Source organism: Afipia sp. GAS231 (genome assembly GCF_900103365.1).
In the GTDB taxonomy this organism is placed as follows: domain Bacteria; phylum Pseudomonadota; class Alphaproteobacteria; order Rhizobiales; family Xanthobacteraceae; genus Bradyrhizobium.
On record NZ_LT629703.1, the window covers coordinates 1920243 to 1934442 of the forward strand.

At 63.7% G+C, this 14200-nt stretch carries 13 protein-coding genes; 3 read left to right on the plus strand and 10 right to left on the minus strand.

Annotation, left to right across the window (positions count from 1 at the left end):
• Window position 1 precedes the first annotated feature (1 nt).
• From BLS26_RS09180 to BLS26_RS09195, 4 genes are all read right to left on the minus strand, one after another.
• A complete protein-coding gene (locus tag BLS26_RS09180) occupies window positions 2–769 on the minus strand; it encodes an ABC transporter ATP-binding protein (RefSeq protein WP_092510338.1) in 768 nt (255 codons plus the stop codon).
• A gap of 48 nt (window positions 770–817) precedes the next feature.
• Entirely contained in the window at window positions 818–2131 is a 1314-nt protein-coding gene (locus BLS26_RS09185) for an ABC transporter substrate-binding protein (RefSeq protein WP_092510340.1), read from the minus strand.
• 139 nt (window positions 2132–2270) lie between these two features.
• On the minus strand, window positions 2271–2978 hold the full coding sequence (locus tag BLS26_RS09190; RefSeq protein ID WP_092510342.1) for a hypothetical protein: 708 nt from the start codon (window positions 2976–2978) through the stop codon (window positions 2271–2273).
• A 46-nt stretch (window positions 2979–3024) separates the two neighbouring features.
• Window positions 3025–4053, minus strand: a complete 1029-nt coding sequence (locus BLS26_RS09195; RefSeq protein WP_092517857.1) for an ABC transporter substrate-binding protein — start codon at window positions 4051–4053, stop codon at window positions 3025–3027.
• A gap of 230 nt (window positions 4054–4283) precedes the next feature.
• On the opposite strand from BLS26_RS09195, the gene BLS26_RS09200 reads away from it, so the two are divergent.
• The gene (locus tag BLS26_RS09200) at window positions 4284–4733 is read left to right on the plus strand and encodes a cupin domain-containing protein (protein ID WP_092510344.1); all 450 of its coding nucleotides are present in this window, start codon (window positions 4284–4286) and stop codon (window positions 4731–4733) included.
• A gap of 198 nt (window positions 4734–4931) precedes the next feature.
• Here BLS26_RS09200 and BLS26_RS09205 read toward each other — a convergent pair whose 3' ends face one another.
• The 4 genes from BLS26_RS09205 to BLS26_RS09220 form a co-directional block, all read right to left on the minus strand.
• Window positions 4932–6251, minus strand: coding sequence for an MFS transporter (locus BLS26_RS09205; RefSeq protein WP_371360794.1), 1320 nt, complete (start codon window positions 6249–6251; stop codon window positions 4932–4934).
• A gap of 85 nt (window positions 6252–6336) precedes the next feature.
• Window positions 6337–7125 (minus strand): ABC transporter permease, encoded by a 789-nt coding sequence (locus tag BLS26_RS09210; RefSeq protein ID WP_092510346.1) that lies wholly within the window; start codon window positions 7123–7125, stop codon window positions 6337–6339.
• Between the two features lie 33 nt (window positions 7126–7158).
• Window positions 7159–7722, minus strand: coding sequence for a YbhB/YbcL family Raf kinase inhibitor-like protein (locus BLS26_RS09215; RefSeq protein ID WP_092510348.1), 564 nt, complete (start codon window positions 7720–7722; stop codon window positions 7159–7161).
• A 31-nt stretch (window positions 7723–7753) separates the two neighbouring features.
• On the minus strand, window positions 7754–8566 hold the full coding sequence (locus tag BLS26_RS09220; protein WP_244541893.1) for an ABC transporter ATP-binding protein: 813 nt from the start codon (window positions 8564–8566) through the stop codon (window positions 7754–7756).
• Window positions 8567–8687: 121 nt separating this feature from the next.
• Between BLS26_RS09220 and BLS26_RS09225 the strand changes: the two genes are divergently transcribed.
• A complete protein-coding gene (locus BLS26_RS09225; RefSeq protein ID WP_092510350.1) occupies window positions 8688–9473 on the plus strand; it encodes an ATP-binding cassette domain-containing protein in 786 nt (261 codons plus the stop codon).
• On the plus strand, window positions 9470–11029 hold the full coding sequence (locus tag BLS26_RS09230) for an ABC transporter permease/substrate-binding protein (RefSeq protein WP_092510352.1): 1560 nt from the start codon (window positions 9470–9472) through the stop codon (window positions 11027–11029). The genes BLS26_RS09225 and BLS26_RS09230 overlap by 4 nt, the downstream gene beginning before the upstream one ends.
• A 160-nt stretch (window positions 11030–11189) precedes the next feature.
• Here BLS26_RS09230 and BLS26_RS09235 read toward each other — a convergent pair whose 3' ends face one another.
• Window positions 11190–12899 carry a sulfatase-like hydrolase/transferase gene (locus tag BLS26_RS09235; protein WP_092510354.1) on the minus strand — a complete coding sequence of 570 codons (1710 nt, stop codon included), beginning with the start codon at window positions 12897–12899 and terminating at the stop codon, window positions 11190–11192.
• Between the two features lie 470 nt (window positions 12900–13369).
• On the minus strand, window positions 13370–14056 hold the full coding sequence (locus BLS26_RS09240) for a TetR/AcrR family transcriptional regulator (protein WP_092510356.1): 687 nt from the start codon (window positions 14054–14056) through the stop codon (window positions 13370–13372).
• Window positions 14057–14200: the final 144 nt, after the last annotated feature.

Here is a 14200-nt window from a genome sequence, read left to right on the forward strand (position 1 = left end):
ATCAGACCCCTGCCCGGCGGCGCGCTTCGGCGGCCGCGACCTGGCTCTCATCGGCATCGGTGCCGAGGTAGACCTCGATCACCCTGGGATCGCCGGCCACATGGCTTGGCAAGCCCTCGGAAATCTTCTCGCCGTGATCGAGCACCATCACGCGATCGACCACCCGCATCAAAACGCCCATGATGTGCTCGACCCAGATGATGGTGATGCCGAGTTCGTCGCGGATCTTGCGCAGCATGTCGGCGGCCTGATCCATCTCGGTCTCGTCCAGCCCGCCGAGGCTTTCATCGGCGAGCAGGAGTTTCGGGCCGGTCGCCAGTGCTTTTGCCAGTTCGAGCTTTTTCAGGCCGGCGGCGCCGAGCCCGTCGACGCTGGCATGGCGATCGGTCGGCAGGCCGACCATGTGCAACGCCTTTTCCGCAGCTTCGTCGGCCTTGGCGCGGCTGTGGCGGCCCTGGCCGTAGAAGCCGGCCAGCGCCACGTTCTCAAAGATCGTGAGCCGGTGAAACGGCCGCGGGATCTGGAAGGTGCGGCCGATACCGCCGTTGATAATACGGTGCGGCGCCTGGCCTGCGAGCTCTGTGCCGTTGAACATGATCGAACCGGCCGTCGGGAGCAGCGTGCCCGACAGCATGTTGAAGATCGTGCTCTTGCCGGAGCCGTTGGGGCCGATCAGGCCGAGAATCTCGCCCTGCTCGACCCGAAACGACACGCTGTTAACAGCGGTGAAGCCGCCGAAACGCTTCACCAACCCGTCTACAACAAGCACCCCATAACCTCCGCTAACCCGCTTGCCTTGTCAGACCTGCTTTTTGGCCTACTGCTGGTCGCTGAACGTGGTCCCCTTCGGCAAAGGCAGCACGGTCTCGCGCTGCATCTGGCTCTTCGGCCACACGACATAGGATTTGTCGTCGATGTACTGTAGCACCACCGGGAACGAGCGTTCGTTCTGGCCGGCCATCTGGGTACCCTCGCCAAAGAATTTGACGCCAAAGCCGAGCATGGTGCCGCCTTCGGGAATATCCGTGTCGAGCGCAGCCTTGCGCAGCGCTTCCGGATCGACGCCGCCATACTTCTTGATCGCCCGCGGCAGCACGTCGTCGAGGAAGACATAGGCATTCGAGGCGCCGATGCCGACATGCGCGGAGCGGATCGCGACCCCCGGCTTCAGTTTGTCGAACTCCTCGCCGACCATCTTGATGACGGCCGGCAGCTTCGGATCCATGGTCTTCTGGTTGGCGAGCCAGATCGAGATCGGGTCGGTGTTGAAGAGGTAGTTGGCGTCGGCGCCGAGACCTTCCTTCAGCTTTTCGTACACGCCATAGCCCGCGCCATGGCCGACGATGGCGCCGAACTTCAGACCCTGCTCGCGCGCCTGCCGGAACAGCAGCGTGATGTCAGGATTGTAGCCGGTGTGGAAAATCACGTCGGGCTTGGCGCGCTTCAGCTTGGTGACCAGCGCGGAGAGATCGGGCGCAGTGGCCGAATAGCCTTCCTTCAGCACCAGGTTGAAGCCGGCCTTCTTGACGCCGGCCTCGTTGCCCTTCGACACGTCGACGCCGTAGGCGCCGTCCTCGTGAATGATGGCGACCCGCAGATCCTTCGGCTCCTTGCCGAACTTCGACTTCGAATACTGCGCGATGAAATCCGTCGTCATCATGCCGTACTGGTCGCCGGCCGCCTGCGGGCGGAACACGTATTTGTAGCCCTTGCTGTCGAACACCCCGGAGGAAATGCAGGTGGTGATCCACATGAATTTCTTCATCTGGTCGACGCGGGCCGACACCGGCACGCACTGCGCCGACGAGAAGAAGCCCATCAGCATGTCGACCTTTTCCTGCTCCAGCAGCCGCACCGCCTCGTTGATGGCGATGTCGGGCTTGCTCTGGGCGTCGGCGTAAACGGTCTCGATCTTGTAACCCTCGACGCCGGTCTTGGCGTAGTGGTCGAGCATGATCTTGACGCCGGTATATTGCAGCTCAGAGCCGCCGCCGGCGAGCGGGCCGGTGAGGTCGAAGATGACGCCGATCTTGAGCTTCTTTTCCTGAGCCTCGGCGGAAACCGCCATCCCCAGCACCGCGACAGCGGCCGACACCCCAACAAGCAGGCGTGCGAAATTGCGCACCGGCATGAAATCCTCCCTGGACGATTGTGCACTGCGTCTTTTTTGTTTTAGCAGCGCCCATCACATTGATAGCGCGGACCGATGTCAAGCGCATTGCAGCGCCACAACGACGCGAGGCAACCCACACGGCGCGTGCACCTGCACGTCAGGGTTGGGTTGACAGCTGGGCTTCGATAAACGCGGCCACGAAATCCGGCATTGCGGAAGTGAGATCGGCGGTGCCGCGCACCAGATGAATATCCGACAATTCCGGTGATCGCTGTAGAGCGAGATTGCCCACAATGCGGGCACGCAACCCTTCGCCCGGCATGTCGACGCGCAGGACCTTGATCATCGCTACCGCTGGTCCGGTGAAGACGCAGTGCCAATGGGCTTCGTCCTGGTAATCGGCCGGCGCCAGACCGGTCTCCTCTTCCAATTCGCGCGCGACGCTGCCCGATATATCGACCGCGCCATCCCTGACGTCGTCGAGATCGGGCGTGCCCGAGGCAAAATAGATCCGCCCGGCATTGGCGGTGTGCTGGCCCATTTCGCCGAGCACGAACGCGCCGTCGCTAGAGAGCAGCGCGCCCATGCCAAAGCCATTGAACACGCCTTTGTCGGGAAAGCCCCAGTCGCGCCACGCCAGGAAACTGGCGAAATCGGTTTCGAAATAGCTGGCGCTGAGCCGTTCGCCCGCAAATACCGGATTGCGTCCGAGCAGGACGCGACCGTTCCACAGCGCAGGATTTTCGTGCACTTGACGCGCAAAGTGCGCGTCGATTTCCGCGCGGCACTCCCGCGCGAACGGCCATGGCCAGTTTTCGACCGGCAGGTCGAGCGCGGTGACGCGATGAATAACCAACCTACTCATGCCATTCACCGCGTCATTTCAATTTCACTTGCGCATCACTCGAAAATCACTTGGCGTTCATGCCCGTGGTCTTCTTGACCTGATCGACGAACTTGTTGGTCCAGGTCTTGGTGACGTCGATATTGGCCTTGGCGACTTCAGGCGACCCCTCGCTGAACACCGCGAGCACCGCGTCGGCGCCCTTGGGATCCATCTTGCCGGTCTCCGAATACATCGGGATCGTGTTCTTCAGCGCGGCGAGATAGAGCTCCTTGTTCTTGCCGACGATCTCTTCCGGCATTTTCGCCATGATCTCTTCCGGCGAATGCGAATGAATCCAGCTCAGCGTGTTGACGATGGCCGTGGTCAGGGCCTGCACGTCCTTTTCGTGCGAGCCGATCCAGGCCGCCGTCGAGTACAGCGCGCCGCCCGGATATTCGCCGCCGAACAATGCCAGCGTATCCTTCTGCGTGCGGGTATCGGCGAGAATCGTGAGGTCCTTGTGACTGCCCTGCAGCACCGTGACCGACGGGTCGAGCATCACGGCGGCATCGATCTGGCCCTGCTCCATCGCCGCCACCGCGGTGGCGCCAAGACCGACACCGATGACCGCGGCGCTGGTCGGGTCGAGGCCGTTTTTCTTCAGCAGGAATTTCAGGAAGAAATCAGTCGAGGAGCCCGGCGCGCTGACGCCGACCTTCTTGCCGGCGAGATCCTTGATCGATTTGATCTCGGCGTTGTGCGAGGGCGACACCACCAGCACCAGCCCGGGATAGCGGTCATAGACCACGAAGGACACCAGTTCCTGCTTCTTGGCGGCCAGGTTGACGCAATGGTCGAAATAGCCGGAAACCACGTCGGCGCTGCCGCCGAGCACGGCCTTCAGCGCGTCCGAACCGCCCTTGAGGTCGACCAGTTCGACGTTGAGGCCGGCCTTGTCGAATTCGCCGAGCTGCTTGGCCAGCACTGTCGGCAGATAGCACAAGCAGGCGCCGCCCCCGACCGCGACCGTGATCTTGGTTTGCGCTGCGGCAAAACCCGACGTCAACGCCAGCGCCAATAGAGTCCCGGCCAGCCGGCCAAACAGTTTCTTCATGGTTTCCTCCATTCGGTTGCCGGCAACATAGTGCAGCGCACCTACCTTGAGAAGGCGACTTTGGTGCCAAGCAGGTCGCCAAAAACGCCCTGCGGTGCCATGTCCGCCGCGCTTTATTCCACCGTATCGGCACAATCTTTTCAGCGGAACGGAGGCCGCGATCCGCTGGTCAACATTGCAATCGCGAACTAGCATCCGCCTCACAAAAAACGCTCCAGGGAGAACTACCCATGAATCGCATCGCCATCTCGTTGTCGATCGCTGCCGCCTTTGCCGCCGGCTGCGGCGTTACGCATCTGTTGCGCCCGGCTTACGCCGCCGACGTCATCTCGGCGCAGATCATCCATACCGGCGAACTGGAAGGCGACGCGATCTCGCCCGCCAACGCCGGCGGCATGCGCAACAAGACCTTCGTCTCGGTGGACGGCGCCACCATCTCGATCCAGGACGGCAGCCCGCCCAAGCACCTGCATGCCGACGCCAACGAGATTCAGTACATCCTCGAAGGCAAGGGCACGATCTGGCTCGGCGACAAGGAAGTGGCGGTCAAGCCGGGCGATCTCGTCATCATCCCGAAGGGCACGCCGCATGGCGGCACCAAGCCCGATGGCCGCACCATCAAGGCGATCGCGATCAAGACGCCGCCGCAGAAGCCTGACGACACCAAGCTGCTGAACTGACGGCGGCAATTCCACCGTCATTGCGAGCCAACGGGTCGCGCGGATGCGCGCCCGATGACAGGCTCCGCGACGCAATCCATCTCTCCGTGCAACGAAGAATGGATTGCTTCCGCCTTCGCTCGTTGAGCTACGGCGGACAAGTCGTTGCGGCGCTCCCTTGCACAAACGCTTCGCGTTTGTTGCAGGCAATGACGACGGCTACCCCCGCCCCCCGACTGGCAACCCGCGCTGAACCACGATCACTGCCGCGATCACCTCGAGCGCGATGCAGAGCGCAAGCGCCGTGTCGTAATCGCCGCTCCAGCCTCGCACGAGCCCGACCAGCACCGGCCCCAGCGCGCCAATGGTTCCGCTGACCGCGTTCGACAACCCCATGACGACGACAAAGCTCGCGGCGCTGAATTCGCGATGCATGATGAGCGGCGGCAAGGTGATGAGATTTCCGACCGAAAAACCGAACACCCCGCAGGCAGCCAGTACGACCGGAACCGCATCGGACTGCATGATGGTCAGAAGCGCCGCGGCCTGACTGACAATCGACACAGCGGCGACGCGCCGCGGATCGAAGCGGTCGACCACCATGCCGAGACCGATGCGGCCGGCGATCGCCATGAACGTCATGACCGACACCGCAAAGCCCGCATTGACGCGGCCGATCTTCGGCTCGAGCAAGGCGATCTGATGCACGATGAAACCAATTTGGGCCACCAGAGCCAGCGCAAACGGGATCGAGATGGTCCAGAACGCCGCGCGGCGCACGAGCATCGCGCGTGAAATATCGCTCGCAGCGGAAGGCGTTTCGGCCTGCGGCGGATCATCGATCCGCGCGGCGGCATGGCCTTCGGCTGACGGCGGGCCGATCCAGGCGATGGTGACGGGCACGAGAACGGCAAGCATGATCGCGGTCCCGGCGAGCATCGCAGTCGTAAAGCCGAAGCGCTCGACAAGATATACCAGCGAAGGCGTCACGACGATTCCGCTGCAACTGGCGCCGGTAAACGCAAGGCTGATGGCGAGACCGCGGCGGCGGACGAACCAAAGGCTCACGATGGTCGCGCTCACGATCGTCCCCATCCCGATCCATCCGAGCGACATCAGGGCGAACGCGACGTAGAGCTGCCATGGCGCGGTCGCGAAGGCGAGCAACACCATCGACGCAGCAAGCGCCGCCAGTCCGAGCAAAACGAGCCGCCTCGGACCCAGCCGGGCCACGAGTTCGCTGGTAAAGGTCGCAAAAATGTTGGCAAGCAGCAGCGACAGCGTGCTCGCACCCGAAATAAGCGCGGCCGGCCAGCCGTTGAGGCGCTGAAGCTCGGCGAGATAGATGCCATGACCGTAAAGCGCAAAGCCAAACAGAAACAGCGCCATCAGGAAACAGCTGAAGACAACGCGCCAGCCGGCATAGCGAAGCGACGCCTCGTCAGACGGGACTGTCCGCTGTGCAGGGATCATCGGATTTCGGGCCGGTGCGCTGGGATCGAAGCCGCCGGTGGTGCGGCCCGATCGATCATGCGCCATTGGCTAGCACGAGGCGAATAACGATTAAGCGGGAGATTGTAACAAAGCCATATTGTAACAAAACGATGGCGTCCGACGGCGCAGCTCAATCGCGCCCACCCGCACCCGTCGGCCGCCAGACCAGCAGCCGACGCTCCACCATCGTCACACCCACATCGATCAAAATGACGAAGGCGGACAGCACGAACATGCCGGCGAACACGGCGGCCACGTCGAACACGCCTTCGGCCTGCTGGATGAGGTAGCCGAGCCCTGCCGCCGATCCCAGATATTCGCCGACCACGGCGCCAACCACGGCAAAGCCGACCGAGGTGTGCAGCGAGGAAAACATCCACGACAACGCCGACGGCCAGTAGACATGCCGCGTCAACTGCCGCTCGTTCATGCCGAGCATGCGGCCGTTGTCGAGCACGGTGTTGGAGACTTCCTTGACGCCCTGATAGACGTTGAAGAACACGATGAAGAATACCAGCGTGACGCCGAGCGCCACCTTGGACCAGATGCCGAGCCCCAGCCACAGCGTGAAGATCGGCGCCAGCACCACGCGCGGCAGTGCGTTAAACATCTTCACATAGGGATCGAACACCGCGGCGACACGCGGCTGCCGCGCAAACCAGAACCCGACCAGGACGCCGCCCAGCGAGCCGATCACGAACGCCAGGGTCGATTCCCACAGCGTAATGACCAGGTGCTTCCAGATCGTGCCGGTCGCGAACCAATGGACGATCTGGCTAAAGACGTCGACCGGATTGGAGAAGAAAAACGGCGGCAAAATCATGCGGCCTAACACCGGCACGGTGGCGAAGAACTGCCACAGCCCCAGGGCGACGACGGCGACCAGCAATTGCAATGAGAGGAGCCTGATCCTCGACACGCTCAAACTCCTCTCATCGCGACAACCCGCCCCTTACTTCGAGAAGATGCCGATCAGGCCGGTCGCCTGCTTGGCGTGGCCGTCGAGCGCCTTGATCAGTTCCTCGCGCGTCATGCCTTCCTTGAGCGCCGCCGGCTCCAGGTCGGTCGCGATCAGCGTGAAGGTGTAGTGATGCGGCGGGCCGGCCGGCGTGCAGGGGCCGGAGTAGAACCCGACCTTCTGCGTGCTCAGGCCGCCGATATACTTGTCGCTGGCCTTGGAGACTTCGCCCTCGGCAAAGCCGGTCACGGAAGCCGGAATGCCATAGGCCACCCAATGGCTGACGCCGCCGGGCGGACGCCCTTCCGGATCGAACATCAAAAGCGCGTAGCTCTTGGTGCCCTCGGGCGGGTTGGCCCAGTTCAGCGCGGGCGAAATGTTGTCGCCGACGCAATTTGGATTGGCCTTGTTATTGCCGGCGTTCTTGACAGCCAGCCGCTCGCCGTCCTTGAAGCTCGGCGAGCTCAGCGTGAACACGCCCTGTGCACTCGCCTGCTGCGCGCCGCAGAAGGCTGCCAACACCACGGCGGCAGCGAAAATCGAACCACGTCCCAACATGACATCTCCTGCTTGTTTGTTTTTAGCGCAATCACCCGACGGCCGATTGCGCGTAGCCCTTCAACACCTCGTCCTTCAAAAGGCTCCATATTTCACGGTGCAGTGAGTGAAATTCCTTTTCCATGCGGATTTCGGAAATGTCGCGCGGCCGCGGCAGCGACACCCGCCAGTCGCCGATGATGCGCGCACCCGGCCCCGCCGACATGATGACGACACGGTCGGCCAGCGCGATCGCTTCTTCCAGATCGTGGGTGACGAACAACACGGCCTTGCGGTCGGCGTTCCACAGTTCCAGCAGCAGGTTACCCATGATCTGCCGGGTCTGGGCATCGAGCGGCCCGAACGGCTCATCCATCAGCAATATCTTGGGATCGCGGATCAGGACCTGGGCGAGGCCGACGCGCTTGCGCTGGCCGCCCGACAGCATGTGCGGATAGCGGTTGCCGAAAGCACCGAGCCCCACCGACGTCAGCCAGCCCTGTGCACGCTGCAGCGCCTGCTCGCGCGGCGCGCCAGCGACTTCAAGCCCGATGGCGACATTGTCGATCGCGGTCTTCCAGGGGAACAGCGCGTCGGCCTGAAACAGATAGCCGGCATCCCGGTTCAGGCCGTTCAGCGGCTGGTCGAAGATTTTCACCGAACCCGCCGCCGGCTTCAGCAGCCCGGCCGCGACGTTGAGCAGCGTCGATTTCCCGCAGCCGGTGGGGCCGACGATGGCGACGAACTCGCCATGGGCTACCGAAAGATTGGCCTGTTCCACGGCGGTGTAGACCCGGTCTCCGGCCAGCCGGAATGCCACCGTCGCGTCGTCAAGCGCGATTGCCGTTGGCTGTGCCGTATCCACCCTGTTCTCCCCGTTTGGACAGATGCCTTAGCGGTTCACAAGGATAAGTTCAACGCGGCGTCATGACGTGGTAGTTGGTCCTTACCCTCCCCCTCCAGGGAAGGGTAAGAGTAGAGATCGAATGCCGCCGCCCCTGATCTCCTACAAGGATGTCGCGAAGACCTTCGACGGCGGCCGCGTGGCCGCCGTTGACGGCGTCTCGCTTGACGTCGCCGAGGGTGAGTTTCTGGCCATCGTCGGCGGCTCGGGCTCGGGAAAGACCACGCTGCTGCGGCTGGCGAACCGGCTGATCGAAGCCGACCGCGGGACCATCACGGTCGAGGGCGAAGATATCGGCAGCGTCGACCCGATCGGGCTGCGGCGGCGGATCGGCTATGTCTTTCAAAGCGGCGGACTGTTTCCGCATATCAGCGTCGCCGGCAATATCGGCATCACGCCGAAGCTCCTGGGCACGCCGGCCGACGAAATCGCCGCCCGGGTCGACGAACTGCTCGATCTGGTGCGGCTCGACCGCGCGCCATATCGCGACCGGCTGCCGCATGAACTCTCCGGCGGCCAGCGCCAGCGCGTCGGCGTGGCGCGGGCGCTCGCCGCCAGGCCGCGTATCGTACTGATGGACGAGCCGTTCGGCGCGCTCGATCCCCTTACCCGCGATGCGCTCGGCGACGACTATCGCGCGCTGCACCGCAAACTCGGCCTGACCACCGTCATGATCACCCACGACATGACCGAAGCCATATTGCTGGCCGACCGCGTCGCGGTCATGCGCGGGGGACGCCTGCTAGCAGAGGGCACGCCGGCTGAACTTTCCAACAGCGGCGACGCCTATGTCGGCGAACTCCTGCGCACGCCGCGGCGGCAGGCCGAGCGGCTGGGCGCCTTGCTGCCGCGGGATGGCGCGGCATGAATCTTTTCTCCGATCCGCGCTGGGGCGAGGCGCTGGGCCATCTGCCTGACTATCTCGGCAACCATGTCCGCGTCAGCGTCACCGCACTCGCCCTCGGCCTTCTCGTCAGCCTGCCGCTGGCTATCCTGTCGCGTCACCGCCCGGTGCTGCGCACGGCACTGCTGGGCCTCGCCAGCATCGTACAGACGGTGCCCGGGCTCGCTTTGCTGGCGCTGTTCTATCCGCTGCTGCTGGCGCTGGCGGCATTGTCGCTGTCGTGGTTCGGGACAGGCTTTTCCGCCTTCGGATTCCTCCCGGCGGTGCTGGCGCTGGCGCTCTATTCGATGCTGCCGGTGCTGCGCAACACCATCACCGGTCTGCAGGGCGTCGATGCCGCGATCCTGGAGGCGGCGCAGGGCGTCGGCATGACGCCGCGGCAATCGCTGTTCACGGTGGAGTTGCCGCTGGCGCTGCCGGTGATGATGGCGGGGATCCGCACCGCGGCGGTCTGGGTGATCGGCACCGCAACGCTGTCGACACCGATCGGCCAGACCAGCCTCGGCAACTACATCTTCGCAGGCCTGCAGACCCAGAACTGGGTGTTCGTGCTGTTCGGCTGCCTCGCCGCCGCCGTGCTGGCGCTGGTGGTGGACCAGCTGCTGGCGCTGATCGAAGACGGCGTGCGCCTGCGCAGCCGGCTGCGGATCGCATTCGGCGGCGTCGCCATCGCCGGCCTCGTCGCGGCGACGCTGGTGCCTTCGATGACCCGCTCGCAATCGAGCTACGTCGTCGGCGCCAAGACCTTTACCGAGCAATATGTCTTGTCGGCGTTGATCAAGCAGCGGCTGCAGGCGGCCGGGCTCGCCGCCACCTCGCGCGAGGGCCTCGGCTCCAACGTGATCTTCGACGCGCTGGCGGGCAACGATATCGACGTCTACATCGACTATTCCGGCACGCTGTGGGCCAATCAATTCCATCACACCGACATCAGGCCGCGCGAGGCGCTGCTCGCCGAGTTGAAGACCACGCTCGCCGCTCAGAATATCACCTTGCTCGGCCAGCTCGGTTTCGAAAACGCCTATGCGCTGGTGATGCCGCGCAAGCGCGCCGAACAGCTCGGCATCCGCACCATCGCCGACCTCGCCTCCCGCGCGCCCGGGATGTCGATCGCCGCCGACTACGAATTTTTCTCGCGCCCGGAATGGGCGGGTTTACGAAAATCCTACGGCCTCTCGTTCCGCGCCCAGCGGCAGATGCAGCCGGACTTCATGTATGCGGCGGTCGCATCCGGCGAGGTTGACGTGATCGCGGGCTACACCAGCGACGGGCTGATCGCCAAATACGATCTGGTGGTGCTCGACGACATCAGGCACGCGATCCCGCCTTACGACGCGATGGTGCTGCTGGCGCCAAAGCGCGCCGGCGACGAGAAGCTGCGCGATGCGCTGCAGCCGCTGCTCGGCAAGATCAACATCGCCACCATGCGCGAAGCCAATCTGCGCGCCGCCGGCAACGATGCGACGAGTTCGCCGGACGCGGTGGCAAGGTGGCTGTGGGAAAAGATCGGTACGAAGTAACTCGGACCCACCGTCATTGCGAAGAGCAAAGCGACGAAGCAATCCATACATCAGTTATGCCGCAATATGGATTGCTTCGCGGAGCCTGTCATCGGGCGGCGCTTCGCGCCGACCCGTTGGCTCGCAATGACGGGGATGAAGCCGGCCACGACGTCAAGGGTCACAGCCCCTTGATCATCCCCGCGTCGATCAAGAGCCGGTTGAGACGGCGGGACTCGGCTCCGTCCTTGCAGTCGTAGAACACGCCGTTGCAGCGGAGCATGATGGCCTTCTGCTCCTCGAACGACGGGTCGAGCGGAATGCCGGCGGCTTCCTGGATCACCAGCGGCAGATAGGCCGCGTCGATCGTGTCCATCACGACAGGGCTCTTCACCGGCTCGAAGTTGACAGCATCGATCGCGTAATAGGTCGCATAATAGCGCGGGTCGTAACTCTCGAGTTTCTTGCCGATGCCGGCTTCGTCGAGCGCGGGATCGAGCAGTTGCGGCGAGAATTCGGGTTGGTGGTCGCCATAGCGCACGATCAGGAACGGCTGTGCCGGAAACTTCTTCTTCAGCGCCGCGACGAAGGAAGCGTAGTCGCCCGCGCTCATCGCCTGCCGCCGCAGATATTCGTCGACCGAGGCGGTGTTGCCGGGGCTGCGCCAGGACGGCATCAGGTCGGGGCGGAATTTGGTTTCCCACGGGAAGTGATTGGCGGCGAGATAGACGAAGGTGAACAGCGGCGAATTGGCCGGCTGTTCGGCCATCAACTTCAGCGCCTTGTCGTAGAAGAAGCCGTCGGGCTCGACATCCCTGGCGCCGAGATCGCGGGCGTCGAGGAAACGCTGGATGCCGGTCGTGGTCTGGAAACTGCGCGCGCTCATGAAGGCGCCATAGGCCGGATAGAGCGACAGCGTGGAATAGCCGCAACGGCGCAGCGCCAGCGGCAGGCCGCGCTCGACCCGGCCCGAGGCGATGCGCGTCACGAAATAGGCAAAGCGGCCGAACGAACGCGAGGAAAGCCCGGCGAGCACGTTGTATTCGGTGAACCAGCTCGGCCCGCCATTGCTCTCGGCGAGAAACTTGCGCTCCTTGCCGTCAAAGGACTGGAAATGGTTGCCATAGCCCGGCGGCACCTTGATGCCGTCGGCGGCGCGGATATCGAAACTCGACTCATCATGGATCATGATGATGTTCGGCCGCCGGCCCGCCGGATGGCAGGAGTCCACCAGCGGCACCTTGAGGCGCTCAGGGACCGAAGCGGCCGATTCCATGAAACCGTAATGGACGAAATCGGAAACCGCGGTGACGCCGGAGCGGGAGAATTTCGACAGATAGCCGTCATCGTAATAGCCGCGCCAGGCCTCATCCGGCCAGGCGAAGGCATAACCGACCAATGCCGCGAGACACGCCAGCATGCCGGCCAGCGCCGGCAACCGGCGAATCCGGAATGGATCGAGCCACCACAGCGCATACATCAAAGGAATAGTGACGAGGCCGGCTGATATCACCGACCAGCGCAGGTTCGGAAAGATCGTAAACAGGAAGGCCGCGGTGTCGCGATCGATCACCATCAGGTCGACGAAGTTCGCGGTCATCTGCACCACGGAGTGCTTCAACTGCGACAGCAGCACCAGCACCACGACCAGCGTCAGCGACAGCGCGCCCGACAGGGCCGGCCGACGCAGCAGCGCAATGAAGAAGAAGTTCAGGATGCCCCAGGACAGCACGAAGCCGATACGCCCGCCGAAATCGGTTTCGGTCTGATACATGATCGCCAGCGCCGCCAGATGCGGCGCGGCGACGGCCGATAGCCGCCAGATGCCGATCCCGGCAATGCCGGCAGCGGCGGTTGTGACGGAGGGTCCTGGATTTGGCGCGGGCGCCATCGGCGGAAAACAACATGACCCGGCGCAATACTGGGGTCTTGGCTGGCGACGACCAGGAGACGCACGACCCAGCCGGAACCTGTGTCGTGTCATAAAAACGTAGTGGAATCGTCATGAACGCGCAATGAATTTGCCGGGGCACCGTGCGCGCCGGCTCACACCCTCACGCAATCCGTCAGGTGACAGTTCGGACAGAGGAAGTATCTGACAACGTGCCCACCGATATCGGGACTTATGCGGGTCAGGTCCATGCGCACCCGGCAATAGCGACAGTACGGCGGGGTGACCGGCTCCGGAGCTGATGGCGCGTAGCTATTCACCTTGCGGGGAATGGTCATGATGGCTGCCTCAGGGAACGGGACAACACCCCCGGAGCGGGAAAGTTCCACCTTCTATCAATTTAAGGGTGTGAACCCAAACGGCTGTCACTCCGGGGTGCGAAGCGAACCCGGAATGACGGTGAGAGAGAGCTACACCCGTTTCGCAATTCCCTCGACGAACAGGTCGATGATCGCCTCCGCCGTGCGTTCGGCTTCCCCACCACTGACGCCCCAGCGCGGGAAATGACCGTCGATGTCCATCCGGGCAAAGCCATAGACCAGCGCGCGGCCGGCGATCTGGACCGCTTTCAGGTTCACGGAGCGGAGCTGGCCCTGCGCGAACGCCTCGGCGAGCGTGCGTTCGGTCAGTTCGATCAGTTCGGCATTGTCAGCCGAGACGCCGGCCGCCTTGTCGTGATCAAAAAAGCGGCGGCTGGAGAGAATTTCGAAGTGGGTCGGGTTGCGCATCGCCCAGCGCACATAGGCCAGTCCCAGCGAGCGGAAGCGCGCCAGCGGATCGCCGGCCACAGCCTCTGACAGCGCCACCTCGATCTCGGCCCGAAACCGCCGCTGCGCCTCCTCCGCCACCGCCTGCATCAGGGCGTCGCGGCTCGGAAAATGCCGGAACGGCGCACCGGGCGAAACGCCGGCGCGGCGGGCGGCCTCGCGGACGCTGACCGCGTCGGGGCCGCCCTCGCCGACCAGTTGCAGCGCGGCGTCGATCAGCACCCGCCGGAGATCGCCATGGTGATAGGGCTTCGGCGCCGCCGCGCGGGCGGCCCGGCGGCGCGGCCTGGCGGCAGCAGATTTGGCGGCGGTCGGTTTGGCGGCGGGCATGCCCTCCCCTAGCATCACCGGCTTGTGAATGTAAGCACTGATTACACGGATTGACGGTTCCGGCTCACGCCATGTAACTGGCGATTACATTGTGCATCCGCGTTATTGCGAGCGAAGCGAAGCAATCCACCGAGCCGCAAGGAA

What these genes read in the sequence shown, in the direction of transcription:
- BLS26_RS09185 (WP_092510340.1), bottom strand. Translation starts at nt 2,131, where the DNA reads ATGCCGGTGCGCAATTTCGCACGCCTGCTTGTTGGGGTGTCGGCCGCT.
- BLS26_RS09190 (WP_092510342.1), bottom strand. Translation starts at nt 2,978, where the DNA reads ATGAGTAGGTTGGTTATTCATCGCGTCACCGCGCTCGACCTGCCGGTC.
- BLS26_RS09195 (WP_092517857.1), bottom strand. Translation starts at nt 4,053, where the DNA reads ATGAAGAAACTGTTTGGCCGGCTGGCCGGGACTCTATTGGCGCTGGCG.
- BLS26_RS09200 (WP_092510344.1), top strand. Translation starts at nt 4,284, where the DNA reads ATGAATCGCATCGCCATCTCGTTGTCGATCGCTGCCGCCTTTGCCGCC.
- BLS26_RS09205 (WP_371360794.1), bottom strand. Translation starts at nt 6,251, where the DNA reads ATGGCGCATGATCGATCGGGCCGCACCACCGGCGGCTTCGATCCCAGC.
- BLS26_RS09215 (WP_092510348.1), bottom strand. Translation starts at nt 7,722, where the DNA reads ATGTTGGGACGTGGTTCGATTTTCGCTGCCGCCGTGGTGTTGGCAGCC.
- BLS26_RS09225 (WP_092510350.1), top strand. Translation starts at nt 8,688, where the DNA reads ATGCCGCCGCCCCTGATCTCCTACAAGGATGTCGCGAAGACCTTCGAC.
- BLS26_RS09230 (WP_092510352.1), top strand. Translation starts at nt 9,470, where the DNA reads ATGAATCTTTTCTCCGATCCGCGCTGGGGCGAGGCGCTGGGCCATCTG.
- BLS26_RS09235 (WP_092510354.1), bottom strand. Translation starts at nt 12,899, where the DNA reads ATGGCGCCCGCGCCAAATCCAGGACCCTCCGTCACAACCGCCGCTGCC.
- BLS26_RS09240 (WP_092510356.1), bottom strand. Translation starts at nt 14,056, where the DNA reads ATGCCCGCCGCCAAACCGACCGCCGCCAAATCTGCTGCCGCCAGGCCG.